Annotated in this window: 29 protein-coding genes; 11 read left to right on the forward strand and 18 right to left on the reverse strand. The window is 72.5% G+C overall.

Features of this window, described 5'->3' with window-relative positions:
- Positions 1-15: 15 nt before the first annotated feature.
- Complete coding sequence (locus IH25_RS0120765; protein WP_030612379.1) at positions 16-456, reverse strand: MarR family winged helix-turn-helix transcriptional regulator; 441 nt, start codon at positions 454-456, stop codon at positions 16-18.
- Between the two features lie 156 nt (positions 457-612).
- On the opposite strand from IH25_RS0120765, the gene IH25_RS0120770 reads away from it, so the two are divergent.
- Together IH25_RS0120770 and IH25_RS0120775 are read left to right on the forward strand one after the other, a co-directional pair.
- Positions 613-954 carry a hypothetical protein gene (locus IH25_RS0120770; RefSeq protein WP_030612382.1) on the forward strand — a complete coding sequence of 114 codons (342 nt, stop codon included), beginning with the start codon at positions 613-615 and terminating at the stop codon, positions 952-954.
- Positions 955-1,081: 127 nt separating this feature from the next.
- On the forward strand, positions 1,082-2,182 hold the full coding sequence (locus tag IH25_RS0120775) for an ABC transporter substrate-binding protein (RefSeq protein ID WP_030612385.1): 1,101 nt from the start codon (positions 1,082-1,084) through the stop codon (positions 2,180-2,182).
- A gap of 43 nt (positions 2,183-2,225) precedes the next feature.
- Here IH25_RS0120775 and IH25_RS0120780 read toward each other — a convergent pair whose 3' ends face one another.
- Complete coding sequence (locus tag IH25_RS0120780; protein ID WP_030612388.1) at positions 2,226-3,086, reverse strand: GNAT family N-acetyltransferase; 861 nt, start codon at positions 3,084-3,086, stop codon at positions 2,226-2,228.
- A 98-nt stretch (positions 3,087-3,184) separates the two neighbouring features.
- On the opposite strand from IH25_RS0120780, the gene IH25_RS0120785 reads away from it, so the two are divergent.
- Positions 3,185-3,847 (forward strand): DUF6461 domain-containing protein, encoded by a 663-nt coding sequence (locus IH25_RS0120785; RefSeq protein WP_030612391.1) that lies wholly within the window; start codon positions 3,185-3,187, stop codon positions 3,845-3,847.
- A gap of 133 nt (positions 3,848-3,980) precedes the next feature.
- Positions 3,981-6,374: an ATP-binding cassette domain-containing protein gene (locus IH25_RS0120790; RefSeq protein ID WP_030612392.1), complete on the forward strand. Its 2,394-nt coding sequence runs from the start codon at positions 3,981-3,983 to the stop codon at positions 6,372-6,374.
- 63 nt (positions 6,375-6,437) lie between these two features.
- Here the strand turns inward: IH25_RS0120790 and IH25_RS0120795 are convergent, their stop codons facing one another.
- Genes IH25_RS0120795 through IH25_RS0120805 form a run of 3 tightly spaced genes read right to left on the reverse strand, consistent with a single transcriptional unit; the run spans position 6,438 to position 9,782 of the window.
- On the reverse strand, positions 6,438-8,492 hold the full coding sequence (locus IH25_RS0120795) for a HelD family protein (RefSeq protein WP_030612394.1): 2,055 nt from the start codon (positions 8,490-8,492) through the stop codon (positions 6,438-6,440).
- A gap of 49 nt (positions 8,493-8,541) precedes the next feature.
- Positions 8,542-9,156: a TetR family transcriptional regulator gene (locus tag IH25_RS0120800; protein ID WP_030612396.1), complete on the reverse strand. Its 615-nt coding sequence runs from the start codon at positions 9,154-9,156 to the stop codon at positions 8,542-8,544.
- Between the two features lie 35 nt (positions 9,157-9,191).
- On the reverse strand, positions 9,192-9,782 hold the full coding sequence (locus IH25_RS0120805) for an RsiG family protein (RefSeq protein WP_030612400.1): 591 nt from the start codon (positions 9,780-9,782) through the stop codon (positions 9,192-9,194).
- A 158-nt stretch (positions 9,783-9,940) separates the two neighbouring features.
- On the opposite strand from IH25_RS0120805, the gene dtd reads away from it, so the two are divergent.
- Positions 9,941-10,366 (forward strand): D-aminoacyl-tRNA deacylase, encoded by a 426-nt coding sequence (gene dtd, locus IH25_RS0120810; RefSeq protein WP_030612403.1) that lies wholly within the window; start codon positions 9,941-9,943, stop codon positions 10,364-10,366.
- Positions 10,367-10,387: 21 nt separating this feature from the next.
- Here dtd and ygfZ read toward each other — a convergent pair whose 3' ends face one another.
- The 6 genes from ygfZ to IH25_RS0120845 form a co-directional block, all read right to left on the reverse strand.
- On the reverse strand, positions 10,388-11,353 hold the full coding sequence (gene ygfZ, locus IH25_RS0120815; protein ID WP_030612406.1) for a CAF17-like 4Fe-4S cluster assembly/insertion protein YgfZ: 966 nt from the start codon (positions 11,351-11,353) through the stop codon (positions 10,388-10,390).
- 9 nt (positions 11,354-11,362) lie between these two features.
- On the reverse strand, positions 11,363-11,800 hold the full coding sequence (locus IH25_RS0120820; RefSeq protein WP_030612409.1) for a Fur family transcriptional regulator: 438 nt from the start codon (positions 11,798-11,800) through the stop codon (positions 11,363-11,365).
- Positions 11,801-11,816: 16 nt separating this feature from the next.
- On the reverse strand, positions 11,817-12,392 hold the full coding sequence (locus IH25_RS0120825; RefSeq protein ID WP_030612411.1) for a heme-binding beta-barrel domain-containing protein: 576 nt from the start codon (positions 12,390-12,392) through the stop codon (positions 11,817-11,819).
- A 210-nt stretch (positions 12,393-12,602) separates the two neighbouring features.
- Entirely contained in the window at positions 12,603-13,475 is an 873-nt protein-coding gene (locus tag IH25_RS0120835) for a hypothetical protein (protein ID WP_030612416.1), read from the reverse strand.
- Positions 13,472-14,260 carry a hypothetical protein gene (locus tag IH25_RS0120840; RefSeq protein ID WP_030612420.1) on the reverse strand — a complete coding sequence of 263 codons (789 nt, stop codon included), beginning with the start codon at positions 14,258-14,260 and terminating at the stop codon, positions 13,472-13,474. Before IH25_RS0120840 ends, IH25_RS0120835 begins: the two co-directional genes overlap by 4 nt.
- Positions 14,257-15,051: a hypothetical protein gene (locus IH25_RS0120845; protein ID WP_245172845.1), complete on the reverse strand. Its 795-nt coding sequence runs from the start codon at positions 15,049-15,051 to the stop codon at positions 14,257-14,259. Before IH25_RS0120845 ends, IH25_RS0120840 begins: the two co-directional genes overlap by 4 nt.
- Positions 15,052-15,165: 114 nt before the next feature.
- On the opposite strand from IH25_RS0120845, the gene IH25_RS0120850 reads away from it, so the two are divergent.
- On the forward strand, positions 15,166-15,528 hold the full coding sequence (locus IH25_RS0120850; RefSeq protein WP_030612427.1) for a DsrE family protein: 363 nt from the start codon (positions 15,166-15,168) through the stop codon (positions 15,526-15,528).
- A 15-nt stretch (positions 15,529-15,543) separates the two neighbouring features.
- Here the strand turns inward: IH25_RS0120850 and IH25_RS0120855 are convergent, their stop codons facing one another.
- On the reverse strand, positions 15,544-15,807 hold the full coding sequence (locus tag IH25_RS0120855) for a DUF3099 domain-containing protein (protein WP_030612430.1): 264 nt from the start codon (positions 15,805-15,807) through the stop codon (positions 15,544-15,546).
- A gap of 137 nt (positions 15,808-15,944) precedes the next feature.
- Here IH25_RS0120855 and IH25_RS0120860 point away from each other — a divergent pair, with 137 nt between their 5' ends.
- The 5 genes from IH25_RS0120860 to besA all read left to right on the forward strand — a co-directional run bounded on the left by IH25_RS0120860 (position 15,945) and on the right by besA (position 19,886).
- Positions 15,945-16,682 carry an LmeA family phospholipid-binding protein gene (locus IH25_RS0120860; RefSeq protein ID WP_030612434.1) on the forward strand — a complete coding sequence of 246 codons (738 nt, stop codon included), beginning with the start codon at positions 15,945-15,947 and terminating at the stop codon, positions 16,680-16,682.
- Between the two features lie 209 nt (positions 16,683-16,891).
- The gene (locus IH25_RS43100; protein WP_348273507.1) at positions 16,892-16,999 is read left to right on the forward strand and encodes an Ms5788A family Cys-rich leader peptide; all 108 of its coding nucleotides are present in this window, start codon (positions 16,892-16,894) and stop codon (positions 16,997-16,999) included.
- Between the two features lie 127 nt (positions 17,000-17,126).
- Positions 17,127-17,972: a sulfurtransferase gene (locus IH25_RS0120865; protein ID WP_030612436.1), complete on the forward strand. Its 846-nt coding sequence runs from the start codon at positions 17,127-17,129 to the stop codon at positions 17,970-17,972.
- A gap of 34 nt (positions 17,973-18,006) precedes the next feature.
- Entirely contained in the window at positions 18,007-18,294 is a 288-nt protein-coding gene (locus tag IH25_RS0120870; RefSeq protein WP_030612439.1) for a DUF1416 domain-containing protein, read from the forward strand.
- Between the two features lie 197 nt (positions 18,295-18,491).
- Positions 18,492-19,886, forward strand: a complete 1,395-nt coding sequence (gene besA / locus IH25_RS0120875; RefSeq protein WP_030612442.1) for an L-propargylglycine--L-glutamate ligase BesA — start codon at positions 18,492-18,494, stop codon at positions 19,884-19,886.
- A 75-nt stretch (positions 19,887-19,961) separates the two neighbouring features.
- Here the strand turns inward: besA and besB are convergent, their stop codons facing one another.
- The 6 genes from besB to IH25_RS0120905 all read right to left on the reverse strand — a co-directional run bounded on the left by besB (position 19,962) and on the right by IH25_RS0120905 (position 26,050).
- On the reverse strand, positions 19,962-21,518 hold the full coding sequence (gene besB, locus IH25_RS0120880; RefSeq protein WP_078844341.1) for an L-2-amino-4-chloropent-4-enoate dechlorinase/desaturase BesB: 1,557 nt from the start codon (positions 21,516-21,518) through the stop codon (positions 19,962-19,964).
- Complete coding sequence (gene besC / locus IH25_RS0120885) at positions 21,515-22,282, reverse strand: 4-chloro-allylglycine synthase BesC (protein WP_030612452.1); 768 nt, start codon at positions 22,280-22,282, stop codon at positions 21,515-21,517. The genes besB and besC overlap by 4 nt, the downstream gene beginning before the upstream one ends.
- Positions 22,283-22,373: 91 nt before the next feature.
- Positions 22,374-23,129: an L-lysine 4-chlorinase BesD gene (gene besD / locus IH25_RS0120890; RefSeq protein WP_030612455.1), complete on the reverse strand. Its 756-nt coding sequence runs from the start codon at positions 23,127-23,129 to the stop codon at positions 22,374-22,376.
- A gap of 418 nt (positions 23,130-23,547) precedes the next feature.
- Positions 23,548-24,870, reverse strand: coding sequence for a hypothetical protein (locus tag IH25_RS0120895; protein WP_030612458.1), 1,323 nt, complete (start codon positions 24,868-24,870; stop codon positions 23,548-23,550).
- A gap of 2 nt (positions 24,871-24,872) precedes the next feature.
- The gene (locus tag IH25_RS0120900; protein WP_030612461.1) at positions 24,873-25,127 is read right to left on the reverse strand and encodes a MoaD/ThiS family protein; all 255 of its coding nucleotides are present in this window, start codon (positions 25,125-25,127) and stop codon (positions 24,873-24,875) included.
- Between the two features lie 56 nt (positions 25,128-25,183).
- Positions 25,184-26,050 (reverse strand): alpha/beta hydrolase family protein, encoded by an 867-nt coding sequence (locus IH25_RS0120905; protein WP_107058427.1) that lies wholly within the window; start codon positions 26,048-26,050, stop codon positions 25,184-25,186.
- Positions 26,051-26,068 lie beyond the last annotated feature (18 nt).

Genomic DNA, 26,068 nt, shown 5'->3' on the forward strand with positions numbered 1-26,068 from the left:
AGCAGTGGAGCCGGGTCAGGGAGAGCCGGGTGGCTCGATCCGGGACGCGAGCTGTTCCAGCAATTCATGGAGCCGCGCCCGCCCCGCGGCACCCAGCGGCGCGAGGATCGACTCCTCGACACCGTCCATTGCCTCTTCGAAACCCTGGATCAGCTCGGAGCCCGCTGGAGTGACACGCACCCGGCGGCTGCGCGTGTCGCCCTCCTGCGTCTGGCGCTCCACGAGTCCGCGCCGCTCGAGTCCGGCCAGGAGCCGCGAGACGCTCGGCGCACTGGTGCGCATGGCCCGCGCGACGTCACGCTGAATGGCGTCCGGGTTCTTCGACAGGTACGCCAGCACCGCACTCTGCTCGTGCGTGAGGCCGCGTTCCCGTATCCAGTCTTCAGCGATGCGCCGCTGTCCCCACACCACCCACCGCATCAACTCCAACGTGCTCTCTCGGTTCGCTCCACCCATAGTTAGCACGCTAACTGTTGCTAGGCTAACTATCAAGCCGGGCATGGTCTCGGCGTCGACACCAGCAGCCTGTTCCAGAACACTTCGGTCGGCCCGCTGCGGGTCCGGCCGCACGGCCGGTGACCCGCCCGTCCCGGAACCGGAAGGATCTCTACGGTGGACATCTCGGACGACGGTCCGGAGCTGGATCCCGAGTGGCGGGACGCCGGCAACAACGTGTGCGCGATTCTTCGGGGACACGGCGTCTCCGCTGTGGCCGAGCTGTTCGTCGGGGCGGGGTGGAGGTCGGACTCCTCGTCCTGGGAGGGGTACGAGGTCCAGACGCGCTGGTGCCGGGTCGAGCTCGATCCGCTCGACCGGGCGGAGACCCTGCTGAACGGAGTCGTCGACCCCGGCAGGCTCGATGCCCTCGCCTCGCTGCTCTCCCGGTTCCAAGTGGGGTTCGTCCTGGAGCTGTACGACGACGGCGGCGACCTGCTCCGGGAGATCACCGGCTGAGCCGCCCCGGTGCGCGGGGGGCGCGGATAATCGGTTGCCCGCCGGCCGGGGCCGTGACTGGAATGGCCCGCGTGATCGACCGAGTGGGCCCGCCGGTGCGGGACGAGACGGGCGGAGGCGTCGCCGTATGAGTACGTCGCTCGGGGCGGACCGGGCCGACGGGGCGGTCCGGATCGGGGCCCTCGCTCCGTTGACGCCGCCCGGCTGGACCGAGGCGGGGCGGCACCTGCTCGCCGGGCTCGAACTGGGCGTGCGGGACGTCAATGACGCCGGCGGGGTCGGCGGGCGCCCGCTGGAGCTGGTGGTACGGGACACCGCGGCCGATCCACAGCGGGCCGCGGCGGCGGTGGACGAACTGGCCCGGCTGGACGTGGCCGCCGTGGCGGGCGAGTACCACAGCGTCGTCGCCCGTGCCGCCGCCGCCCGGGCGGACGCCCTCGGCCTGCCCTTCCTGTGCTCGTCCGCGGTGCTCGACGCGCTCACCGGGCAGCCGACGGAGTGGGTCGCCCGGATCGCCCCGGCGCAGTCCCACGGCTGGCGCCGCTACGCGGACTTCCTGCTCGGCGCGGGCCACAGCCGGATCGCCGTGGCGACCCAGCCGAGCGTCTACTGGGCGTCCGGTACCGGCATCCTGCGCGACCACCTCGCGCCGCGCGGCGGCGACGTCGTGGAACTCGACATGAGCGCGCTCGGCCCCGCCGCCCTGTGCGACGCGCTCGCCGGCCACGGCGCGACGGCCCTGCTCCTGCTGGTCGGCCACCCGGAGCCGGCCGCTCGCGTCGTCAGGTCCGTGCGCCGCGACCCGCGCCTCGCCGGCGTCCTGATCGGCGCCCCGGCCGGACAGCCGGAGTTCGCCGAGTGGGTGACGCTGCTGGGCGGCTCCGGCGCCGGGATCCCGTTCCTGCGCTACCTGCCCGAGCGCCTCACCCCGCTCGGCGCGCGCGTCGAGGCGGCCCTGCGCGAGCGGCTGACCGAAACGCCCTCCTTCGTCGCCTTCGAGGGCTACGACACGATCGCCGTCCTCGCCGACGTCCTGCGCGCCCACGGCACGGACCGGGCACGCATCGCCGCGTCCTGGCCGCGGGTCGCGACCGACGGCACCCGGGGACCGATCCGTTTCTCCCGCGTACCGGGCATCAGCGTCCGGCAGTGGGCCTGGCCGCCGGTCCAGATCGTCGACCGGGACCCCGCGGCTCCGGACCGCTTCCGGGTCCTCCACACCGGTTGAGGGGCGGCGGGGCAGCAAGGCGGTTGCCCGGTGGCATCCGGTCTCACGTGAAGTCGTACACCGTGAACTCGGCGACCGGGTCGTACCCGAGGCGCTGGTAGAGCGCGGTGCTGGTGGGGTTGGCGGGGTCCGCGAACAGGACGACCGTGTGCGCGCCGGCGGCCCGTGCGGAGCGGCCCACCTCCGCCGTCACCGCGCCCGCGTAGCCGCGACCGCGCAAGTGGGCGGGGGTGTAGACGGGGTCCACCCGGACGTGGCCGGCGACCATCGCGGTCGCGCCGGCCATCGAGACGGGCGTGCCGTCCGGGGTCTCCCAGAAGGTGAAGCGCTTGGCGGCGAAGCGGGTGCCGGACCAGCCGGCGTCGTCCGCGGGGAAGTCCTCCCCGACGTCCGCCGTGAACGCGCGGCACCAGCGCACGAGGTGCTCGTGGTCCCGCTCGCCGGCGGCCCGGGCCCGGCCCCGCGGGTGCGGGTCCGGTGGAATCGGGGTGCCCAGCCGGTACAGGCGGACCCGCTGCGCGCGCAGGGCCGGCGTGGCGCCCGTGTGCCGCCGCCACGCCCCGGCGAAGGCGGCGGCGGTGTGCTGCTCGGCGCTGACCCCGGGGAGGACGTGGCCGAGGCCGGCCAGCCGGGCGGCGAGGGCGTCGGCCTGCTCCGGGGTGAGGACGGTGGGGCTCAGCAGCCCCCGCGCCCTGCGGTGGAAGGCGGCACGGACCTCGCCCGGCTCCCCCAGGTGTCCGAAGAGCGGGGCCTCGGCGCCGTACGCCCCCGGGCCCTGGGCGCGCAGGGCTTCGGTCACCGTCAGCGCCATGGTGTGCAGATCCGGGCGCGAGCGCAGGAAGCCCCCGGCCCGGGCGAGGAAGGCGTCGACGTCGTCGGTGAGGTGCCAGTCGTCCGGTCGCATGCCGGAGGCTTCCGCCGCACGGCCCGCCCCAAACCCACCGCATCGTGAAGCCGCCGGGCCGGGACGGGCTGTCAGTGGCATGCGCGAGGATCTCCCCCATGACCACGACGACCGCCGCCGACCACATCTGGTTCGAGGAGCGCTTCCCTGATCTCGCGGAGGCGTACTGCGTCACGCTGGTGCGCGGACTGACGCCGGCCGAGCTGCTGCGCCGGCTGGCCGGGCGGGCGGAACCCGCGCTGACCGGCACGGACGCGGTGGTGGAGGCCGCCTTCGACCTCGTGCGCGCGTCGGACGGCAGGCGGCAGCTCCTCGCCATGGCGACCGTCGGTGACTCGACCGTCGGTGACTGGACCCTGCTGATCGAGCCCAACGGCTACACCGGCGTCACCGAGGACCGGGCGCTGCCCGCCTCGGCCGGGACGCGCTGGGTGTCGCACTTCGTCAACATCAACGGACTCGACGCGTTCCTGTGGGCCGAGGACACCGTACGGCGTCTGTGGTTCGAGCCCTGCTTCCCCGACGAGCGCTGGGGCACCACGCCGGACGAGCTGCTGGACGTCATGCGCGGCGTCGGCTTCTCCTTCGACGACGACGGGGAGGCCGACGGGAAGCCCGACGACCCCGACACCGACGACCCCGGCACCGACCTGTCCGCACCGGCCGCCTTCGCCCTCGCCCAGCATCTGACCGGTGTCGCCCTGACCCCGGAGCTGCTGGAGGGGACCACCTTCACCTGCGGCAGCGTCGAGGTCCGCTGACCGAAGGGACAGGCCGCGGGGACAGATCGCGGCGACAGACCACGGGGACCGGCCCACGACCGGATCAGGAATGGAGAAGCGGGCGGGCGGGGTGCGCCGCTAGCGTGGCGGGGGTTTCACGGACGGAGAGGCGATGAGCATGACCACGAGGACGGACGACGCGCCGGTGCCGGCGCCGCACGCCGCCGACAGCCACGAGCTGATCCGGGTGCACGGCGCGCGGGAGAACAACCTCAGGAACGTCACCGTGGAGATACCCAAGCGCCGCCTGACGGTGTTCACGGGCGTCTCCGGCTCGGGCAAGAGCTCCCTGGTGTTCGACACCATCGCCGCGGAGTCGCGGCGGCTGATCAACGAGACGTACAGCGCGTTCGTCCAGGGCTTCATGCCCACCCTGGCGCGGCCCGACGTGGACGTGCTCGACGGGCTGACCACCGCGATCATCGTGGACCAGCAGCGGATGGGCGCCGACCCGCGCTCCACGGTCGGCACCGCCACCGACGCCAACGCGATGCTGCGCATCCTCTTCAGCCGGCTCGGCACCCCGCACATCGGCTCACCCAAGGCGTTCTCCTTCAACGTCGCCTCCATGAGCGGGGCCGGCGCGGTCACCGTGGAACGCGGCGGGAAGCAGGTCAAGGAGCGCCGCGCGTTCACCGTCACCGGCGGCATGTGCCCGCGCTGCGAGGGCCGCGGCACGGTCACCGACATCGACCTGACCCAGCTCTACGACGCGGACAAGTCCCTCGACGAGGGCGCGCTCACCATCCCCGGCTACAAGCCCGGCGGCTGGAACCACCGCCTCTACAGCGAGTCCGGCCTCTACGCCCCGGACAAGCCGATCCGCACCTTCACCCAGGCGCAGCTGGACGACTTCCTGTACCGCGAGCCGACCCGCATGAAGATCGCGGGCATCAACATGACGTACGAGGGTCTCGTCCCGCGCATCCAGAAGTCCATGCTCGCCAAGGACCGGGAGGCGATGCAGCCGCACATCCGGGAGTTCGTGGACCGCGCGGTCACCTTCACCACCTGTCCCGACTGCGCCGGCACCCGGCTCAGCGAGGCCGCCCGCTCCTCGAAGATCAAGGGGATCAGCATCGCCGACGCCTGCGCGATGCAGATCAGCGACCTGGCCGAGTGGGTGCGGGAGCTGGACGAGCCGTCGGTGGCGCCGCTGCTCGCCTCGCTGCGCGACACCCTCGACTCGTTCGTGGAGATCGGCCTCGGCTATCTCTCCCTGGACCGGCCCGCGGGCACCCTCTCGGGCGGCGAGGCGCAGCGTACGAAGATGATCCGCCACCTCGGCTCCTCGCTGACCGACGTCACGTACGTCTTCGACGAGCCGACCGCCGGTCTGCACCCGCACGACATCCGGCGGATGAACGACCTGCTGCTGCGGCTGCGGGACAAGGGCAACACGGTGCTCGTCGTGGAGCACAAGCCGGAGGTCATCGCGATCGCCGACCATGTGGTGGACCTCGGCCCGGGCGCCGGTACGGCCGGCGGCACCGTCTGCTTCGAGGGCACCGTCGCCGGGCTGCGCGCGGCCCGCACGCTCACCGGCCGCCACCTGGACGACCGGGCCGCGCTGAAGGACCGGGTGCGCGAGCCGTCCGGCGCGCTGGAGATCCGCGGCGCCACCACCCACAACCTGAAGGGCGTCGACGTCGACATCCCGCTCGGGGTGCTGACCGTGGTGACCGGGGTGGCCGGTTCCGGCAAGAGTTCGCTGGTGCACGGGTCGGTACCGGCCGGCGCGGGCGTGGTCTTCGTCGACCAGAGTCCGATCCGCGGCTCGCGGCGCAGCAACCCGGCGACGTACACCGGGCTGCTGGAGCCGGTCCGCAAGGCGTTCGCCAAGGCCAACGGGGTGAAGCCGGCGCTGTTCAGCGCGAACTCCGAGGGCGCCTGCCCGGCCTGCAACGGCGCCGGGGTCGTCTACACCGACCTGGCGATCATGGCCGGGGTGGCCACGACCTGCGAGGAGTGCGAGGGCCGGCGGTTCGACGCCTCGGTGCTGGAGTACCGGCTCGGCGGCCGGGACATCAGCGAGGTGCTGGCGATGACGGTGGAGCAGGCCGAGGAGTTCTTCGGCAGCGGGGAGGGCCGCACCCCGGCCGCGCACCGCGTGCTGCGGAACCTGGCCGACGTGGGCCTCGGCTATCTCACCCTCGGCCAGCCGCTCACCACGCTGTCCGGCGGCGAGCGGCAGCGGCTGAAGCTGGCCACGCACATGACCGACAAGGGCGGGATCTACGTCCTGGACGAGCCGACCACCGGGCTGCACCTGGCCGATGTGGAGCAGTTGCTCGGCCTGCTGGACCGGCTGGTCGACGCGGGCAAGTCGGTGATCGTCATCGAGCACCACCAGGCGGTCATGGCGCACGCAGACTGGATCATCGACCTGGGCCCGGGCGCCGGCCACGACGGCGGCCGGATCGTCTTCGAGGGCACCCCGGCCCAGCTGGTCGCGGCCCGCTCCACGATCACCGGCGAGCACCTGGCGGAGTACGTCGGCCGCTGAGCCCCTGCGCGGTCTCAGACCGGCAGCGGGCGGGCCACGTCCGGGCGGGACACCGCCCGCCTCTCAGAAGGGCAGCGGGCGGGCGTGCACCACGTCCAGGCGGGAGACCGCCCGGGTCAGCACCACGTACAGCCGGTGCGCGCCCCGCTCCTCCGCCTCCGCCACGGCGGCCGGTTCCACGGCGATGACGTGGTCGTACTCCAGACCCTTGACCTGGCTCGCGGGGACGACGGCCAGCCGGGCGCCGAGCGCCTCGGGACCGGCCGCCTCCAGGCCGGCCCCGGTCAGGGCCGCCCGTACCCGGTCGGTGTCCGCGTCCGCCGCGATCACGCCGACCGAGCCCTCCCGGGCCAGGGCCTCTCGGACGGCGGTCACGGTGGCGGCGAGCACGTCCTCGGCCGGCCTGAGGGTCAGCTCGCCGTCGGTGCGCAGCGAGGTGGCCGGGGGTACGGCGACATCGAGGCGGGCGAGCAGCCGGTTGGCCGGTTCCAGCACGGCGGCCGGCACCCGGAACCCGGTGGTCAGCGGTACCACGGCCGCGTCGGGCCGGCCCAGGTGGCGCAGCTGGACGGACCAGTCGCGGGCGGCCCACGGGGTGGTGCCCTGGGCGAGGTCGCCCAGGACGGTGAGCGAGCCGAAGGCGGCCCGGCGGGCGATGGCCCGGCACTCCATCGGGGACAGGTCCTGCGCCTCGTCCACGACGATGTGCCCGTAGCCCTCGGGGTGTTCGATCAGCCCGGCCAGCTCGTCCAGCAGGACCAGGTCGGCGGCCGACCAGCGGGCGGACTTGTACGAGCGGGGCGGGCGCGGCCAGCGCAGCGCCGCCTGCTCCCCGGGGTCCAGCAGGCCGTCGGCGGCACGCGCCAGCACCTCCGCCTCGGTGAGGAGTTCGGCGAGGACCTCCTCGGGGCGGACCTTCGGCCACACCGCGTCGAGCTGCGCCGTCAGCGGCCGGCACCGCTCGACGCGGCGGACCCAGGAGGCGGGCAGCACCCCGGAGCGCCGTTCGGCCTGTTCCCGCAGCCGTCGTACCACCCGGGTGCGCACCCGTTCCCGGCCGATGGCGTACGGGGGTTGCTCGGCGCGGACCTCGGCCACGATGCCGGCCAGTTCCCCGGCGGACACCCGCCAGCGGTAGGAGCCGTCCGGGACGGCGAGGTCGGTCACGTCGTCGGTGGTGACCCGCGCGTACAGCGCCCGGCGCAGCACCTCGGCCATGCGCGGGTCGTGTTTGACGGTGGCCGTGGCCGGCGCGTCGGTGCCGTTGGCCGGGTGGCGGGCGATCTCGTCCAGCAGGGTGCTCTGGCGGTAGCCCTTGTCGGCGGTGCCGCGCCGGGCGGTCTCACCGAGCGAGGGCAGCACCTCGGCGATGTACCGCAGGAAGGTCGGGTTGGGGCCGAGGATCAGCAGCCCGGAGCGCTGGAGCCGCTTGGGGTGGGTGTAGAGCAGGTACGCGGCCCGGTGCAGGCCGACGGCCGTCTTCCCGGTGCCGGGCGCGCCCTGCACGCACACCGAGTCGGTGAGGGGGGCGCGGACGAGGTCGTCCTGCTCGGGCTGGATGGTGGCGGCGATGTCCCGCATGGGTCCGACACGGGGCCGCTCGATCTCGCGGGCCACGATGTCGCTGGTCCGCGCCTCGCCCCGGCCCAGGTGCTCGTCCTCCAGCGCGGTGAGGTCGCCGGCCTCGCCCCGGCTGCCCGGCGCCCAGCCGAACCGGCGGCGCACCTCGACGCCCTGCGGGTCGGTGGCGTCGGCCTGGTAGAAGGCGCGGGAGACGGGGGCCCGCCAGTCGACGACGAGCGGCGGGGCGGCCGGGTCCTCGGTGATGCGCAGCCGGCCCACGTGGTAGCTCTGCCCGCCGTGCCCGGGATGGCCGGCGGCGAAGTCGAGCCGGCCGAAGAACAGCGGGCCGGGCGGCAGTTCGCGCAGGGCCTTGGCCCGGCTGCGCAGCCGGTGGCCGAGGACTTCGGCGTCGGCTCCGGAGGCGGAGACGTCCTCGCCGACGACGACCTGTTCGGCGGCGCCGTCGACCATCGCGGCGAGGGCGGCGCGGCAGGTGTCGTGGTAGGCGCGCTCGGTGCGCAGGGCTTCCGTGAGGGCGGGGTCGGTCGACGTCATGCCGCCAGCGTACGACAAAACGTTACCGAGTTAAATTCTTTACCGAGTCTCAGCTCTGGGTCCGCAGCTCCGGCAGCGACTCGGCCAGCCGCGCGAACGCCCGCTCGGCCGCCCGTACGGCCTCCGGCGCCACCCGCTCCACCGGCTCGCCCGCCGCGATCCGCCGCCAGTTCTCCAGGGCGAGGACCCGCTGGACGGCGATGATCTGCCCGGCGGCCAGCCGCGCGTCCAGATCACCGCCGAGCGCCTCGGCGAGCGCCGCCTCCGACCGCTCCTGGTGGGCGTAGGCGCGCGCCGCCAGGGACGGGGTGCCGTAGAGCAGCCGGTGGAAGGCCAGCACCTCGGGGTGGTCGTTCAGGCCGGTCACCGGGTCGCGCCGGTCCAGCCCGGCCAGGAAGTGCCGGCCCAGCGCGGCCACCGGATCGGCGGCCCCGGCGGCCACTCGGGCGGCCTCCGTCTCATGGTCGGCGATCCGGTGCAGGACCAGGTCCTCCTTGGCCGGGAAGTACCGGAAGAGGGTCGGCTTGGAGATCCCGGCCGCGGCGGCGACCTCCGCCACGGACACCGCGTCGAAGCCGCGCTCCAGGAACAGCCGTACGGCGATGTCCGACACGTCCTGGTACATCCGCTGCTTCTTGCGCTCGCGCAGACCCATCTCACCCATGGTGGGGAGCCTACGCACCCCGGCCCGGGCCGCGCTCAGGCCAGCAGGTCGTCCACCTGGGCCTCGCCCTCCCGGTACCGGCGGGCGATCTCCCCGCTGCAGTCGTCGGCGGTGCGCTGGAGCCGCTGGCGGCAGCGGGAGACCTCCTGCTCGTAGCGGACCAGCCGGCCCATGGCCGCGGTCAGCTCCGGGTCGGTCCGCGCCGTCAGGTCCGACAGCTCCACCTCGGCGAGCATCTCCGCGGCCAGCCGACCGTACTCCTCGTTGTGCGGGGTGCCGAGCGTGACATGGCGGGCCGAGGACCGCTGCCGGGCCGGGGCGTCCTTCAGGATCTCCGCGAGCCGCTCGACCACGGAGCCGTCGGCCGGCGCCGGCACGGACACCCGGCCGCGCCGCCCCAGCTCGGCGCGCAGGATGTCGATACGGCCCTGGAGCAGCCGCCGCACATAGCTGAGGTCCGCCTCGTCCCGCTGGGCGTCGCGGCGCAGGGCGCGCAGCTCGGGCAGGCTCAGCCGGGCCAGGTCGGGCGCGCCGGACCCGGGGTCCGGGGGGCCGTCGGTGCGCTGCGCGGGCGGTCGGTGCGGCCCCTGGGTTCCCAGCCGCCCGCTCGTGCTCGGTGTGCTCATCTGCGTGACCGTCCCCTCGACCGGCGTGTGGGAAGCATCGTGCCACCCCAATCGGCCGCTATGTGACCGAGAGACCCCGAACGGCCCCAGATGGGGGGTAACGGATCCATATTGGTCCCCGTGCGGGCGGCGGCGGGACACCGGGCATGATGGTCGGCATGCGTGCGGTGGTACAGAGGGTGGACGGCGCGAGCGTCGTCGTGGACGGCGAGACGGTCGGCGCGATCGAGGGCGAGGGGCTGTGCGTCCTGGTGGGGGTGACCCACGAGGACACCAAGGAGAAGGCGGTCCAGCTGGCGCGCAAGCTGTGGACGATCCGGATGCTCCAGGACGAGCGGTCGTGCAGCGACACCGGGGCGCCGCTGCTGGTGATCAGCCAGTTCACCCTCTACGGCGACGCCCGCAAGGGCCGCCGCCCCACCTGGAACGCGGCGGCCCCCGGCGACATCGCCGAGCCCCTGGTCGACGAGGTCGTGGCCCACCTGCGCGCCCTGGGCGCGACGGTGGCGACGGGCCGCTTCGGCGCCCAGATGAGGGTGAACCTGACGAACGACGGACCGTTCACGGTGTTGCTGGAGATGTGAGCACAGGGCGTACGCCCACGGCTACGGCTCGACCACGACCTCCTGAGCCGCCGCCGTATCTCCGGCCAGGAGCCGCGCGTCGACCGGTACGTTCCGCTTCACCAGCGCCAGCGCCACCGGCCCCAGCTCGTGATGGCGCACGGACGTCGTCACGAACCCGACCTTGCGGCCCTCGGGCCCCTCGTCCGCGACCCGGATCTCGGTCCCCGCCACCGGCAGGTGCACCTCGCTGCCGTCCAGGTGCAGGAAGACCAGCCGGCGCGGCGGCTTGCCCAGGTTCTGCACCCGGGCGACCGTCTCCTGCCCCCGGTAGCAGCCCTTCTGCAGGTGCACGGCCGTACCGATCCAGCCCAGCTCGTGCGGAATGGTCCGGTGGTCGGTCTCGAAGCCGAGCCGGGGCCGGTGCTGCTCGACCCGCAGCGCCTCGTAGGCGAGCAGCCCCGCGGCGGGACCGTGCGACGCGGCGAAGGACTCCAGCTCCGCGCGCGGCAGGAACAGATCACGGCCGTACGCCGTCTCGCGTACGACGACCCCGTCCGGCACCTCTGCGATGGAGCCGGCCGGCAGGTGGACCACGGCGATGTCGGCGGTGCGGTCGGCGACCTCCACCCGGTAGAAGAACTTCATCGACTCCAGGTAGGCGATCAGCGCGTCCTGGGTGCCGGGCTCGACATGCGCCCAGACGGTCGTACCGTCGTCCACGAGGTACAGCGCGTGTTCGATGTGCCCGTGCGCGGACAGGATCAGGGCCTCGGTGGCCTCGCCCGCGGGCAGTTCGCTGACGTGCTGGGTGAGCAGCAGATGCAGCCAGCTCAGCCGGTCGTCACCTCTGACGGTGACGACACCGCGATGCGACAGGTCGACGAAACCGGTGCCGTCGGCGAGGGCGCGCTGCTCGCGGAACAGGTCGCCGTAGTGGGCGGCGACACCTTCGTCCACACCCTCGGCGGGGACTGCGCCGGGCAGGGACAGCAGGGGGCTCTTCATAACGCAAGCCTACGACGTGGTACTTGAACCCTTCCGGGAGCAGTCCCGGCACCGGCCGAAGATCGCGAAGTGCTTCATGTCGGTGTCGAACCCGAACTGCTGCCGCAGCTTGGCCGTGAACTCGGCGGCCACCTCCACGTCCGCCTCGATCACGTCCTCGCAGTCCCGGCACACCAGGTGCAGGTGGTGGTGCCGGTCGGCGAGGTGGTAGGTGGGCGCGCCGTGCCCGAGGTGGGCGTGGCTGACCAGGCCCAGCTCCTCCAGCAGCTCCAGCGTCCGGTAGACGGTGGAAATGTTGACCCCCGACGCCGTCTTCCTCACTTCCACGAGGATGTCGTCGGGGGTCGCGTGCTCAAGGGTGTCGACGGCTTCGAGGACGAGCTGCCGCTGCGGCGTCAGCCGGTAGCCGCGCTGCCTGAGATCGCTTTTCCAGTCGGTGCTCACCACACCGACGAGTGTAGGACTACTTGAAGAAAGCGATGCCGTCGTCCGGCATGTCGTCCGGGAGGGCCTTGGCCCAGCGTTCGACGTCCTCGGGGGTGACGACCTTCTTCAGCTGGGCCGACATGTACGGGCGCAGCGGGACCTCGGGGGTCTGCTTCTCGCCCACCCACATCAGGTCGCTCTTCACGTAGCCGTACAGCCGCTTGCCGCCGCTGTACGGAGCCGAGCCGGGGGTGCGGGCGACGGCGTCCGTCACCAGGTCGATCTGCGGCTTCTTGTCGGCCATCTCGCCGTACCAGATCTCGATGACACCGTCGTCGCGGGTCATCGTGACCTCGACCTTGCGGTCGGCGTCGATCCGCCAGAAGCCGGTCTCCGACTCCAGCGGGCGGACCTTGTTGCCGTCCTTGTCCAGCACCCAGGTGTGGGAGCGGTACTCCAAGAAGTCCCGGCCGTCGTGGGTGAAGCTGACCTCCTGACCGAAGTTGCACTTCTGGGAGCCGGGGAAGTCGTGCACGCCCGCGCCGGCCCAGTTGCCGAGCAGAAAGGCGAGCGGGACAAGGTCCTTGTGCAGGTCGGACGGGATCTCGATCATGAGCGGAGGCTTTCCTAGAGGGGGGTCAGCGCTGGCCCTGGTACAGCTTCTTCACGGTCAGACCGGCGAAGGCGAGCACGCCGACGCAGACCAGGACCAGCAGGGTTTCGAAGAAGATCTCCACGGGTGCTCCTTGAGCGAGGGTGGGCATACGACAGAGCCGGAGCCCAGCTTACGCGGCCGGGCCCCGGCACTCCTGACGAGGTCCGCTCAGCCGAGCAGCTCGGTCTGCAAGGCCACCGTCTGCCGGAACGGGACGGCGTCCACCCCGCCCTGGCGGGTCTGGGTGATCACCGCGATGGTGTCCCCGGCCGCGAAGTACGCCTGCCGCACCTGCTCGGCGCCGTACGGCTCGGCCTCCGTGTACGGGAAGAGCGTCACGCCCTTCATACGGGCCCCCGGCGGGAACGTCTCGTCCAGTGCGTAGTACTCGGCACCGCGCACCGGGTAGGCGGGCGCCCCGGTGTTGGCGAGGTCGCCGGCCAGCAGGGTCTCGGAGACGGCGGCGGTGCCGAACCGCAGCAGCCGGATCCTGGTGCGGGTGCCGTCCGGGGTGGTCCAGCCGCGGCCCGCGATGTGCCGCAGACCGTGGTCGGTGAGCTTCTGGGCCAGTTCCCGGCGCTTCTCCCCGGTCGCGTAGTCGGCGAGGAAGTCCTTCACCGGCAGCCACCCGTCCGTGCCGCGCGGTCCCGGTTCCACCGTCGCCCCGCGGGGCGCGGGCAGTACCAGCGCGCGCAGGTCGGCGTAGTGCGTCCCGGCGCGGTTGCCGGCTTCGAGCGGTCCGGGGCTGCCGGGCGGCAGCGGCGGCCGGACCAGTTCCGGGTAGTCCCAGCGGCCGTCGGAGGCGGTGGCCAGGCCCGGCAGGTCCGTCCGTTCCATCCGGCTGATCCCGTACGCCGTCCCGGCCCCGACCAGGCAGAACACGGCCGCGACGGCGGTCCACCGCAGCGCCGCCCGCACCTTCCGCCGGTCCTTGTACGAAACGGTGGTGGGCGACGCACCGGCGGGCAGGGACGACGGCACGGGCACCGTCTCCTGCGGGTCCCCGCCCTGCGGGGCCGGTCGCTGTGTCTGCTCGGTCATACGGCCTTCCCCGGGTCCTCGATGCGGTCGAACTGGGCGGCGACCATGTCCGCCGCCTCCTGCCGGTCCAGCTCCCCGGCCGTGGTCGCGGTGGCGAGGACCAGGACGTCTCCGACGGATCCGAGGCACACCATCGTGCCGATCTGCTCGTCCGGGTCGGCCGGCGGCAGGAAGCACGCGGCGTCGTCCTCGTGTCCCTTCACCGCCGGACCCTCGCGCAGGGACTTTGCGGACCCCAGGAGCCGCCGCTGGAGGGCGGCTTCGGAGCCCACCGCCAGCCGGTCCGCCATCCGCACCAGCATGACCTGCGCCGTGAACTCCTCGCCGGACCCTGAGGAGGCGCCGGCGGTACTCACATAGCTGCGCATCGCGATGCCCTTGACCGGTTCCCGGTCGTACCGGCGCTCCATCAGCAGCCGCTGGGAGCGGGGCAGCCCGGCCAGCGACCGCTTGCGCTGGGCGGTCGCCTCGGCGCCGGTCAGTTCGGCGTCGGAACCGAATTCGTTCATGTCCGGGCCGGGCCCGTACCGCCCCTCTTCATAGGGCAGCAACAGGGTGCTCACCCCGGTGTCCTTCGCGGAGTTGCCCACCGATGCCTTGGGCAGCCGCCAGGTCGCGGCACCCGGGTCCCGGTCGGCCCCGTGGACGACGACCGCGGTCCAGCTCACCCCCGCGACGACGGCGAGCGCCGCCGCGGCACCCCCCAGCACGAGGCCGACGCGGCGCCGCGGGCGGCCGGGCCCGGCCGGCCCGGGAACGGAGTTCTCGGGAGTTTCCGTCGTCACAGCCGCTCCATCTGCCGCTTCGCCAGGTCCACGATGGCTTTCTTCGGGATCGGCTTGGTGTCGTTGATCCAGACCTGCACGGAGACGTCCCCGCGCCACGCGTGCGCCCGTGCCTCGTACACGTTCACTCCGTCGCGGTTCCGGGGCGTGCGGTACGTGTACGCCTTGCCGTCGCCCGTGCCGGGTATCGCCCAGCTCTCGGCGTCGCTGTCGCGTCCGGCCCAGTCGTAGCTGTCCTTCGCCTCGTCCCGGGCGCCGAGCACCTCCTCCTGCCGGAACTGCAGCAGCCGGATCTCGACCGAGCGGGTGCCGCCCTCGATCCAGACGACGGTGGCAGCCCGGCGGAACTCCGCCTCGAGCAGCCAGCCGTAGCCCCCGGCCGGGTTGTTGTACGTCTCCGCCAACCGGTTCAGGCTCATCCAGCCGTCCTCGGCCGGGACCCCCGCCGCGCGCGCCCCGTCCGGCTTCTTCAGCAGCAGCCGGCGCAGGTCACCGTCGGTCCTGACCTCGCGGTCCCGCGCGGCGGACAGCGGCGCGGGAGCCTCGCCCGCGGCCTGCTCCAGCCTCGGCTGGGACAGCGGCGGCAGCCGGGTGGGCTCCCGGCCGGCCTGGATGAGGTAACCGGCGCAGAGACCGGAGATCAGGCCGAGCACGGCGGCGCCGGCCAGGACTGCCGGCATCCGGCCCCGGCGCCGTACCGGCTCTAAGCCGGACCCCTCCGAGCCGTCCGAGCCGTCCGAGCCGTCCGGGGCACCGGTGTCCGCCGGCTCCGTGCCGGGTCTCGCGTACACGTCCAAAGGACTCCCCCCAAGGGATATAAGAAGCGCGGCTTCCGTGGCCGCGCCGTCACAGCAAGACTCATGGCATGCACATGGAGTTGCGGGCAAGCGGATTACGATTCAGGCATGGCGAAAAAGCTCGTTATCAAGGTGACGGCCGGCGCGGACGCTCCCGAGCGGTGTTCTCAGGCGTTCACGGTCGCCGCCGTGGCCGTGGCCAGCGGGGTCGACGTGTCTCTGTGGCTGACCGGGGAGTCGTCGTGGTTCGCGCTGCCGGGGCGGGCGGCCGAGTTCGAGCTGCCGCACGCCGCGCCGCTGCCCGACCTGATCGAGTCGGTTCTCGCGGCCGGGCGGATCACGCTGTGCACGCAGTGCGCCGCGCGCCGGGAGATCACCGAGAAGGACGTCATCGAGGGCGTACGGATCGCGGGCGCGCAGGTGTTCGTGCAGGAGGCCCTGGGCGACGACACGCAGGCGCTCGTCTACTGAGGCACCGACCGCCGCTCACGGGCGCGGGCGCTTCTTGCCGTCCAGTTCGTCCCACCACTCGTCCGACTCCGGGTCGCCCGAGGGGTCGTCCCACCAGCGGTCCTCCGGGCCCCGCCGGTTGGCGACCATCGCGGCGACCGGCGGGATGACCATGGCCACGACGCACAGGCCCACGGCCGCGGGCACCGACCAGATGCGTACGACTCCCCAGGCCAGGACGAAGAGGCCGATGCATGTCCCCATCATGGCGAAGTAGAGGCGCCGGCGCCGGGCGTACATAGCTCCAGAGTAGGACCGGCCGGCCCTGTCACAACTGATCCACAATTTCCCGGCGGCCGGGCCCGGCGGGGTTACCGTGGCGTATCCGTACCGGACGCCCGTCACCACCGCCACCACCACCGACCCGGGGGAACCCCATGCGAGGCCTGCGCATACTGCTGATCGTCGTCGTGATCCTGGGCGTGCTGTTCGTGATCGTGGACCGGGTCGCCGTCCACTTCGCCGAGGGCGAGGCCGCGGACAAGCTGAAGGCCAATGAGCAGCTGGCCACGACCCCGGACGTGGACATCAAGGGCTTCCCCTTCCTGACCCAGGTCGCGGGGGGCTCCCTGGACGATGTCGAGGTCGGGATCAAGGAGTACGACGCGGCCACCGGCGACGCCGGCCGGACGATCCGGGTCGAGGACCTGAAGGCCCACATGAAGGGCGTGGAGTTCTCCGGTGACTACAGCTCCGCCACCGCGGCGACCGCGACCGGCACCGGGACGGTCTCGTACGCGGAGCTGCTGAAGACCGCCAAGCCGGAGCCGACCGAGGTCGCCCCGGGGGCCACCGCCCGGGTCACCGGACTCTCCGACGGCGGCAACGGGAAGATCAAGGTGGCGGTGGAGCTGTCCGCGCCCGCTCTCGGCATCAAGCAGACGGTGTCCGTGCTGAGTTCGGTGAGCGTGGTGGACGGCAAGGTCGAGGTGCACGCGGACTCGCTGCCCAGCCTGGCCGGCGCCGCGATCGCCGAGGACCGCATCCGCGCGATCACCGACTTCCAGCAGGCCATCGACCAGCTGCCCGGCGGCATCAAGCTGGACAAGGTGCAGGCGGAGCCGGAGGGCGTGGAGATCAGCGTGAAGGGTTCGGGCGTCCGGCTGGCGGGGTAGGCACCCGTTCCGGAATCCGGGGATGGACAGCGATCGTCCGACTGGCGAGACGGGCGCGTCCGCAGCGTAGCCACGGCCGCGTGCGCGAGCGTCCGGCGGGCCCCTGGGGCTCGGCCGGGCGCTCTTCTCGTACCGCCATCCGGACGATCGCGTCTCGCCATATGACACACCGGTGACACGCCCGCCCCGTCGTCCCTACGATCGGGCCCATGCGGTACTCGACGAGCGTCCTCCAGCCGCGGGGACAGGCGGATCTCACCAAGCGGCGGGCAGTGGACCTGTGCCGCGTGGCCGCCATGCTCTGTCGCCCCTTCTGAGCGGAAGCCCCCGGCTCCCGCGTCCCTCATCCGCCCTGCCTCAGGGCATCCGTGTGCCGCTCGGGCACCGAGCGCACCCCTTTCCACCCCGCACGCCCCGCCGCGACTGCCCCGGAGGAGAAAGAGCATGAGCCGCAGCGACGTCCTGGTCGACGCCGACTGGCTCCAGGAGCACCTGGACGACCCGACCATCGCCATCGTGGAAGTGGACGAGGACACGTCCGCCTACGAGAAGAACCACATCAAGAACGCGATCCGCATCGACTGGACCAAGGACCTCCAGGACCCGGTCCGCCGTGACTTCATCGACCAGGAGGGCTTCGAGAAGCTCCTGTCGGAGAAGGGCATCGCCAACGACCACACGGTGGTCCTCTACGGCGGCAACAACAACTGGTTCGCGTCGTACGCCTACTGGTACTTCAAGCTCTACGGCCACGAGAGCGTCAAGCTCCTCGACGGCGGCCGCAAGAAGTGGGAGCTGGACGCCCGCGAGCTGGTGGCCGGCGACGAGGTGCCGCAGCGCCCGCGGACCGCGTACAAGGCCAAGCCGCAGGACACCTCGATCCGCGCCTTCCGCGACGACGTCGTGGCGGCCATCGGCGCCCAGAACCTGGTCGACGTCCGCTCGCCCGACGAGTTCTCCGGCAAGCTGCTCGCCCCGGCCCACCTGCCGCAGGAGCAGTCGCAGCGTCCGGGCCACGTGCCGAGCGCGAAGAACATCCCGTGGTCGAAGAACGCCAACGACGACGGCACCTTCAAGTCGGACGAGGAGCTGAAGGCCCTCTACGCCGAGGAGAACGTCGACCTCGCCAAGGACACGATCGCCTACTGCCGCATCGGTGAGCGCTCGGCCCTGACCTGGTTCGTGCTGCACGAGCTGCTGGGCGTGGAGAACGTCAAGAACTACGACGGCTCCTGGACCGAGTACGGCTCCCTGGTCGGCGTGCCGATCGAGCTCGGCGCCGGCAAGTAAGTCCGCCCCCCTCTCAACCCCTCAGGAGTACGACATGTGCGGAGCGAAGGCCGGCGGCCCGGACGCCTCGGCGATCAAGCCCGGTGAGACCACGATCCAGGGTCAGGTGACCCGCGACGGCGAGCCGGTGACCGGTTACGTCCGACTGCTGGACGCCACCGGCGAGTTCACCGCGGAGGTGCCCACCTCCGCGACCGGCCAGTTCCGCTTCTACGCGGCCGAGGGCACGTGGACCGTGCGCGCCCTGGTGCCGGGCGGGACCGCGGACCGTACGGTCGTCGCCCAGAAGGGCGGGCTCGCGGAGGTCGCCATCGCGGTCTGACAGGGCTCACCGCAGGGCTCACTGTGACGGCTGAAGGGCCGCATCCCCGGGGTTGGACGCCGACGGGGGTGCGGCCCTTCGGCATGTGCCGCGAAAAAGCGTCAAATTGAATATGAGATGACGGGGGTGAATTCCAGCCACCACCGGAACGGGCGATTCCACTACCATTTCCCGGACGCCACCCCTAACCTCCCCGTATGGCAGATTCCGGTTACACACAGATCCTGATCTACGCGCTCAACTACGCCGATCGCATGCTGGAAGAGGTGCCGTATCTGCGTTACTCCGCCGAGCGGAGCCTGGGTTTTCTGTGGAGCCTCCGCGACCCGGACGAAAGGGCCGTCGTCGTCACCTCGGAACCCGTCGACCCCTACACCCTCGAATATCATTTCCGGGATGTTTTCGGTTTTGACGACCGAATGATCGAAAGCGTGCGCGACCGGCTGACCCTGCTCACCCCCGGCGCCCGCCGGCCGCGCCCGCTGGACGACCTGGTCCTCGGCGACGACGGCCTCGTGGCCACGCTGCGGGACGCCGTCGGCAAGACCGCGCGGGCCGGGATCGTCCACTTCATGGCGTCCGAGGCGCTGGACGAGCTGGCCCGGCGGATCGGGGCCGACCTGGACGAGGGGCACGCCTCCCTGGCCGCCCGCTGGGGCAGCAAGGCGGGCAGCAAGGAGATCCTGCTCAGGGCCGGTGTGCCGGTGCCCGGCGGCGGGGCCGAGGCGCTGCGCGACGAGGCGGAGGTGGCCGCCGCGATCCGGCGGCTGGCCGGCGGCCCGGACCGGCCGCGGTATGTGCTGGTGAAGGTCAGCGCGAGCACCTGGGCGGCCTCGGTCGGCAATGTGCTGATCGACTGCGAGAAGTACGCCCGGACCGGTGACCTGCTCGGCTCGGCCGAGGTCCTGCGGATGTCCGCCGAGGAGTTCCACCGGGAGCTGGCCGGCGAGGGCGTGATCGTGGAGGAGTTCCTGGAGCAGGTCACCTCCTCCCCCAGCGGCCAGGGGTACGTCACCGCCGACGGCACGGTGCAGGTGCTCGCCTGCCACGACCAGGTGCTCTCCCAGGGCCAGTACTGGGGCTGCCGGTACCCGGCCGAGGAGCGGTGGCAGCCCCACATCACGGACGCGGTGGCCCGGACGGGCGAGGTGCTCGCCTCGCTCGGCCACCGGGGCAGCTTCGGCGTGGACTTCGTGATCGCCCAGGACCGCGGACCGCTCGCCGTGGAGATCAATCTGCGCAAGGTCGGCCCCAGCCACGTGCTGCGCTACGCCGAGGCCCTGATCGGCCGGGACGTCGGCGCCGACGGACGGCTGCGCCGGCCGGACGGGCAGGCCATGTGCTACGTGCACGGGCGCCTCCTCGACCCGGAGGCGCTGGGCCGGCTCGACCCGCGCACGGCGGTGGCGCGGCTGCGCGCCGGGGACCTGCTCTACCGCCGGGACCGGGGCGAGGGCGTCGCGCTGCACGTCCTGGGCGCGCTGAAGACCTGCGGCTTCGTGGAACTGACCGCGTTGGCGCCGACGTTCGCGGCGGCCGAGCGCTACACCGAGGCCGCCCGGACGGCGCTGCTGCGGCCGGCTGACGGCTGACGGCGGGGCGGCTGACGGCTGGGCGGGTCCCCGGGATCTCCGGGAACCCGCCCTTCTCTCTTCCCCTGGCGCCGGTCAGTCGGGGCGCAGGGCCCGCTCGAAGGTCTCCACGATCAGCTCCGGCGGCTCGGTGCCGACGGAGACCCGCAGCATGTCCCGGTGCAGCCCCCGCGCGCGCAGCGCGGCCCGCCCCCTCGGGGTGGTGAGCAGGTCGTAGTGCGCGACGAAGACCTGCGGGGAGGCCATGGTGAACTCGGCGCCGAAACTGGGCCCTTTGGCCACCGCGAGCCGGTCGTAGACCAGTTCCAGGGGGACCTCGAGATCCACCATGAGCAGCCCGCCGGGCCCGCCGGAATCCCGCGCCACCTTGCGGTAGTTGGCGGCGGACCGGGTATCCAGCGCCCAGCTGGTGTCCCGGACCACGTCCGGATGGCGCCGAAGGCACTCGGCGAGGGCCAGGGCGTTGGCGTTCACCCGGACCATCCGCTCCGCGTAGCCGCGGATCCGGGCGGCCACCCGGGCCGTGTCCCGGCGGTAGGGCTCGTCGCCGTACCGCGGCAGCACGGTCAGCAGGTCCGCCGCGAACGGCGAACCGGGAGCGACCACCACCGCGCCCGCCAGCACGTCCGCCGATCCGGTGGCGTACTTGGTCAGGCTCTCGCAGACCACATCGGCGTACGGCACCACGTCGACGTTGTGCGGGGTGGCGATCGTGGCGTCCACGACCAGCGCGCAGCCGGCCCGGTCGGCGATCTCGCGCAGCGCCGGCAGGTCCGGCACGCCCATCCCCGGGTTGCTCGGGATCTCCGCGATGATCCCGGCCAGTCCACCCGCGTGCGCGGCGGCCACCCGGGCGACCTCCGCCAGGTCGAAGGGGTCGGGCACGGTGGTGTGCCCGACGTTCACGACCTTCTTCTCGAACAGGTGCATGGTGTCGAAGAAGATCCAGCCGAGCTGGAGCCAGTGGCGCCGGCCGCTGTCCCGCTGGATCTCCGTGACCGCCTCGACGGCCGCCGCCACCGCGTTCATACCGCTGTTGCGCAGCGCCACGTACCGCGGTCCGGGCACCCCGTAGGCCCCGGCGAGGGCCTGAGCGACCGCCCGCGCGGGCGAGTCGTCCGCCGTCTCCTCCACCTGCCGGCCGTCGATCAGGCCCGCGTCCCACAGCACGTCCTCCGCCTGCCGCGAGGACAGGTGGCCGCCGGTGTGCATGACGTGGGCCCGCGCCCGCGCGGCCCCCGGCCCCCGGTCGGGCAGCCGCACCCCGGACAGGACGTGTCCGCCGAGGGTGAGGTCGCGCGCCGCGCCGGGCGGCAGGCCGGCGTAGGCCGCGGCGGCCCGCGCGGCCCGCGCCGAGCGGGTGAGCAGCAGCGCCCCGCCCCGCTCCCCGGCCGGGTCCTCCCGGGCGGCCAGCTCCGCCACCCGGACCACGTAGGGGTGCGGACGGAAGCGCGGGTAGCCCCAGGAGATGCGGCTCAGGGTGGCCGCGTCGTTCGACTCGTACCCGATGACCGACGCCACGTCGGGGATCGAGACGGACACCGAGTGCACGGAGCCGGGGACGGGCCGGCCGGCGGCGATGTGCCGCAGGCCGTCGGCCGACCCGGTGGTGCCGGATACCGCTTGGCTCATGCCTCGAGGCCCACGAGCCGCTGCACGCCGTCCCAGTAGTCCTCCACCAGCCCGAGGAACTCGTAGGCGCCCGCCTCGAACTCGGCGCGGGTCGCGGGTGAGTGGACGTAGGGCGCGATGGCGTTGAAGACGGAGTTGCTGTGCCCCACCTCGACGTCGATGTGCAGCTGCCAGAAGTGGCGCAGGTCGTCGTCGTACCCCTGGTTGCGCAGCCCGTCGTTGATCTTCGAGACCATGATGGACGACATGGTCTCGTCGGCGTACAGCGCGCCGAGGGCCTTGTGGATCGGCGACTCGGTGTACAGCACCCGGATGCCGTCGTTGAGCCGCTTGGTGACGTCCAGCGGTTCGTAGGCGTCGAGGTGCTCCTTGTCGATGCCGATCCGGGCGAGGAAGTCGGCGAAGAGCGTGGAGTGCGTGACCTCGCCGCCGACCTCGTCCGCGACGTTCAGGATGATCTCCCGCAGGATCATCTCGTCCCGCGTCTTGACCGCCATTCCCGTGATGTAGAAGGGGAGGTAGCGGAAGAAGTAGTAGCACTCGCTGTACATCAGGCGCTCCTGCTCGGGGGTGAGCGCCGTGGTGCGGTAGGCGTTCAGGTACGGGTGCTCGACGCCCCGGTGCGAGGCGATTTTCGCGAGGACGCCGTCCAGGTAGTCCTTGATCTCCGGGTCCTGTACGGCGATCCGCCGGCGGATTCCCGGCTCCACGTGGTCGAAGTGGTCCGACAGCGGCTTGGTGTCCGGGGTGTTCAGATCGGTCATGGTGATCCCTCGTCGCGGGGGAAAGCGGAGGAAAGCGGGGAAAGCTCTGCCGCAGGCCCTTGCCGGGCCGCGGGTACGGTGGCCGGTCCGGTCAGTCGTCCAGGGCGGCGGCCGCCGGCACGTCGGCGTCCTCCCACCAGCGGTCGTCGCCCTGCAGCTCGCGCCGCAGGTCGCGGTCGCCCGCCCAGGTCATGTTCAGGATGATGCGGGTGGTGTCCTCGCGCAGCGGAACCGTGCGGTGGAGCGTGGTGTCGGTGCGCAGGAAATACACGTCGCCCGACTGGAAGTGGTACGTGTGAATGGGATTGTCGACGAGATACTGGTGGATCCGCGGATCCGACTTGTCCCACTCCGTGTGCGGTACGCACTGGAGCATGCCGCCGATGTCGATGGGCGGGGCCTGGAGGACCCAGATGAGGGCGAAGCTGAAATCGCCCCAGTGCCAGCCGTGCGTGTCCCCGCTCCGCTCCTGCCGGGTGATGAGGAATTCCTCGTCGTCCTTGGGGCACGGATGCAGTTTCTCGCCGGCTATGCGCTCCAGCGCGCCGAGCAGTTCCGGATTCGCGTAGATCGAGGTGACCAGTTCGCTGTTGCCCGCGATCGTCTCGCTCTGCACCACGGACATCGAGCGGCGGGTGTATCCGGTGGTCTGGAGGCGGAGGTCACGCCGCTCGGCGTATTTCTCCAGCAGCCGGTCCGCCTCCGCCCGCACGTTTTTGCGGACGTCTTCCCGAATCAGATCGGTGACGGTGACGATGCCGTACCGGTGGTAGTGATGCGCCAAACGGCGCAGTGCGCTCTGCTCCAGGGGATTGACGACAGTGCTTTCCTGCCCATTGCTGCTCACGGTGATCTCCCATGCTCGGCTGGGGATTACGTGCTCGGCGAAGACGACGCGCGTCTGGGCCCGGTGAAGACTCCTGAAGAGGCTAGATAGGCCCCAGAGCCTGATCAACGGGTGCCGAATCGAAAGGCGCGGTTTACGGCCAAGAGCATCTGCGGGAACAGAAACGATCAGAGAAAACGCAGGCCGGCGGACCGGCGACGGCGATGTGGATCAGCGGGGGAATTCCTCCGGACCGCCGGCCGGTCCGCACAGTCGGCACCGCCCGGGACGGAAGGGGCCGGTGTGACCGGGTTGATTGGCCCGATGCGTCCGGCCCCATATGCCCAGGACACGGGCCCATATGCCCAGGGCATGAGCCCCTGTGCCGAGGGCCCGGGCCCCTGCGTCGAGGGCAGGGGCCCGGGCCCGGACGGTGCGGCTAGCCCAGCGCGCGGCCCAGCACCCACACCACCGGGGCCGCCGCCGACAGCGGCAGGGCGACGCCCGCGGTGAAGTGCACGAAGCGGGACGGGTAGTCGTAGCTCGCCACCCGGTGGCCGATCAGCGCGCACACCCCGGCCGCCGCGCCGAGGACGGCGCCCTTGGTGCCGAAGCCGGTCATGCCGCCCACCACGACGCCGACGCCCGCCGCCGCGAGCAGTCCGGCCACGACCCGGGCCGGGCCCGGCAGCGGCAGGGCGCGGGCCACGACCGCCGCCGCGACGGCCGCCGCGCCCACCGACACCTCGTGGGCGCCGGCGGCCAGGTACCCGGTGGCCAGCACCGAGAGGGCCGCCGAGACGACGGTCGCCATCAGGCCGTACATCCGCTCGTCCGGCGAGGCGTGCGAGCGCAGCTGGAGCACGAGGGAGAGCAGGACCCACAGGCCGAGCGAGCCGAGGATGGCCACCAGGGCGTGGTCGCGGCCGGCCGCCAGGACCGCCACGTCGGCCGTCAGCGCGCCCGCGAAGGCCAGCGCGATGCCCTGCCGGGCGGGCCACATCCCGTTCAGCCGGAACCAGCCCGCGGCCGTCACCGCCTGGAGCACCACCAGCGGTACCACCAGGGCGTACGAGGCGATGGGCGCCGCCGCGGCCAGCAGCAGGCCCAGCAGCGCGGTGAGCGCCGCCGGCTGCATGCCGGGCTCGATGATCGGGGACCGGCCCTCCAGACGGGCCCGCTGGGCGTCGGTGATCCGCGCGTTGCCGGCGAGGGTGGCGGGGCCGTAGGCGGGCTCGTCGGTCGGGTCGGCGGGCCCGGTGGGCTCGGCAGGCGCGGGGGTGGCGGCGACCGGGGGCGGGGTCGGGACCGGGGTCGGGGTCGGCGCGGGGGCCGGTTCGGGCTCCGGCACCGGGGCGTACTCCCCGTACGAACCACCGTACGAGCCCGGAGCCGCCCCTGTATGCGCCCCGGTGTGCGCCCCTTCATACGCTCCCGCGTACGGGTCGGCGTACTGCTGAGGCTGCGGCTGCGGGTGCGGCTGCGACTGCGACTGCTGATATCCGGGATCCCCGTAGTACCCCTGCGGCTGCTGGTACCCCTGCTGCTGGTACCCCTGCTGCTCCTGCCGCGGCAGGTACGACGTCTCCTCCGCCGGCACCGCCGCGTGCGTCTGGGTCTCCCAGGTCTGGCCCTGCCACTGCTGGGTCAGCTCGGGGTCGTGGCCGTACTGCTGCTCGTGTCCGGGCCACTGCTGCTGAGGCTGCTGCTGATACGGGTCGTAGCCCTGCTGGGGGCCGCCCTGGTACGGCTGCTCGGTCATGGTCACCCTCCTGCGAACGGCGGGAGCACCTCGACCGTGCCGCCCTCGGCCAGCCGTACCGTCTCATGCGCGCGGGTCCCGACGGGGTCGCCGTCGACGAGGAAGGAGCAACGCTGGAGCACGCGGGTGAGTTCGCCGGGGTGGCGCTCGCGGACGGCGGCCAGCGCGCCGGCCAGCGTGTCCGCCTCGTACGGCTCCTCGGCGACCTCGGCCGCGGCCTTGGCGGCGGCCCAGTAGCGCACCGTGACCTTGGGCATCTGAATCCTCAATCGACGGCAAGAACAAGAAAAAGTCAAAGACAGTGTGAGTCAGGCTAGCCCGCCGCCGACACCGCCCAGTCCGCGATCCGCGCCACCAGGGCCTCGTCCGCCGCGTGCTCGGCGTGGCCCATGCCCGCCTCGATCCACAGCTCGCCGCCGTGGCCGCCGGCCGCCTCCGCGAGCATCCGGGGGTGGTCGAGCGGGAAGTAGGCGTCGCGGTCGCCGTGCACGATGAGCAGCGGGGTCGGGGCGATCCGCGGGACCGCCCGCACCGGGGAGAGCGGGACCGGGTCCCAGTCGCGGTGGTGGATGCGGGTGCGCAGTCCGTAGCGGCCGACCAGGCGGCCCTCGGGGCGGGTGACCAGCCAGTGCAGCCGGCGCATCGGGGCCGTGCCCCGGTAGTACCAGCGGGCGGGCGCGCTCACCGAGACCACGGCGTCCACCGTGCCGGGGCGCAGCGCCGCGTGCCGCAGGACCACCGAGCCGCCCATGGAGAAGCCGACGGTGACCACGCGCGCGTGCCCGAGGCGGCGGGCGTGCTCCACGGCGGCGGCGAGGTCCAGCACCTCCTTGTCGCCGACGGTGGACCGGCCGCCGGAGCGTCCGTGGCCGCGGAAGGAGAAGGTGAGGACCGCGCCGTGGCCGCGCAGCACGTCGGCCACCCGGCGCACGTGCGGCCGGTCCACGTCCCCGGTGAAGCCGTGCGCGATCACGAACGCGAGATCCCGGGAGCCCGGAGCAACCGCTTGCCAAGGGTCGGCAAAGCCTTCGTATACGGCACCGGGGCCCGGATCGTATACGCATTCGACCGGCACACCGTCTGCCGTGCGGAGAAACGTCCGCACCTGGCCACTTCCGTTCGTCTCGTATTCCGGACGATCGGTGGGACGGGCCACATCACCTGCCGGTCGGTTGGTCATGTGGGCTATTCTGCTGGG

The sequence above is a fragment of the Streptomyces achromogenes subsp. achromogenes genome (genome assembly GCF_000720835.1).
GTDB classification, from domain to species: domain Bacteria; phylum Actinomycetota; class Actinomycetes; order Streptomycetales; family Streptomycetaceae; genus Streptomyces; species Streptomyces achromogenes.

Coding starts and splice junctions, on each gene's coding strand:
- IH25_RS0120785 (WP_030612391.1), top strand. CDS start 3,185: ATGACCACGACGACCGCCGCCGACCACATCTGGTTCGAGGAGCGCTTC.
- IH25_RS0120850 (WP_030612427.1), top strand. CDS start 15,166: ATGGCGAAAAAGCTCGTTATCAAGGTGACGGCCGGCGCGGACGCTCCC.
- besC (WP_030612452.1), bottom strand. CDS start 22,282: ATGACCGATCTGAACACCCCGGACACCAAGCCGCTGTCGGACCACTTC.
- IH25_RS0120800 (WP_030612396.1), bottom strand. CDS start 9,156: ATGGGTGAGATGGGTCTGCGCGAGCGCAAGAAGCAGCGGATGTACCAG.
- ygfZ (WP_030612406.1), bottom strand. CDS start 11,353: ATGAAGAGCCCCCTGCTGTCCCTGCCCGGCGCAGTCCCCGCCGAGGGT.
- IH25_RS0120795 (WP_030612394.1), bottom strand. CDS start 8,492: ATGACGTCGACCGACCCCGCCCTCACGGAAGCCCTGCGCACCGAGCGC.
- IH25_RS0120790 (WP_030612392.1), top strand. CDS start 3,981: ATGAGCATGACCACGAGGACGGACGACGCGCCGGTGCCGGCGCCGCAC.
- IH25_RS43100 (WP_348273507.1), top strand. CDS start 16,892: ATGCGGTACTCGACGAGCGTCCTCCAGCCGCGGGGACAGGCGGATCTC.
- IH25_RS0120895 (WP_030612458.1), bottom strand. CDS start 24,870: ATGACCGAGCAGCCGTACCAGGGCGGCCCCCAGCAGGGCTACGACCCG.
- IH25_RS0120905 (WP_107058427.1), bottom strand. CDS start 26,050: ATGACCAACCGACCGGCAGGTGATGTGGCCCGTCCCACCGATCGTCCG.
- IH25_RS0120775 (WP_030612385.1), top strand. CDS start 1,082: ATGAGTACGTCGCTCGGGGCGGACCGGGCCGACGGGGCGGTCCGGATC.
- IH25_RS0120780 (WP_030612388.1), bottom strand. CDS start 3,086: ATGCGACCGGACGACTGGCACCTCACCGACGACGTCGACGCCTTCCTC.
- IH25_RS0120860 (WP_030612434.1), top strand. CDS start 15,945: ATGCGAGGCCTGCGCATACTGCTGATCGTCGTCGTGATCCTGGGCGTG.
- besA (WP_030612442.1), top strand. CDS start 18,492: ATGGCAGATTCCGGTTACACACAGATCCTGATCTACGCGCTCAACTAC.
- besB (WP_078844341.1), bottom strand. CDS start 21,518: ATGAGCCAAGCGGTATCCGGCACCACCGGGTCGGCCGACGGCCTGCGG.
- dtd (WP_030612403.1), top strand. CDS start 9,941: ATGCGTGCGGTGGTACAGAGGGTGGACGGCGCGAGCGTCGTCGTGGAC.
- IH25_RS0120870 (WP_030612439.1), top strand. CDS start 18,007: ATGTGCGGAGCGAAGGCCGGCGGCCCGGACGCCTCGGCGATCAAGCCC.
- IH25_RS0120835 (WP_030612416.1), bottom strand. CDS start 13,475: ATGACCGAGCAGACACAGCGACCGGCCCCGCAGGGCGGGGACCCGCAG.
- IH25_RS0120825 (WP_030612411.1), bottom strand. CDS start 12,392: ATGATCGAGATCCCGTCCGACCTGCACAAGGACCTTGTCCCGCTCGCC.
- IH25_RS0120765 (WP_030612379.1), bottom strand. CDS start 456: ATGGGTGGAGCGAACCGAGAGAGCACGTTGGAGTTGATGCGGTGGGTG.
- IH25_RS0120865 (WP_030612436.1), top strand. CDS start 17,127: ATGAGCCGCAGCGACGTCCTGGTCGACGCCGACTGGCTCCAGGAGCAC.
- IH25_RS0120855 (WP_030612430.1), bottom strand. CDS start 15,807: ATGTACGCCCGGCGCCGGCGCCTCTACTTCGCCATGATGGGGACATGC.
- IH25_RS0120805 (WP_030612400.1), bottom strand. CDS start 9,782: ATGAGCACACCGAGCACGAGCGGGCGGCTGGGAACCCAGGGGCCGCAC.
- IH25_RS0120900 (WP_030612461.1), bottom strand. CDS start 25,127: ATGCCCAAGGTCACGGTGCGCTACTGGGCCGCCGCCAAGGCCGCGGCC.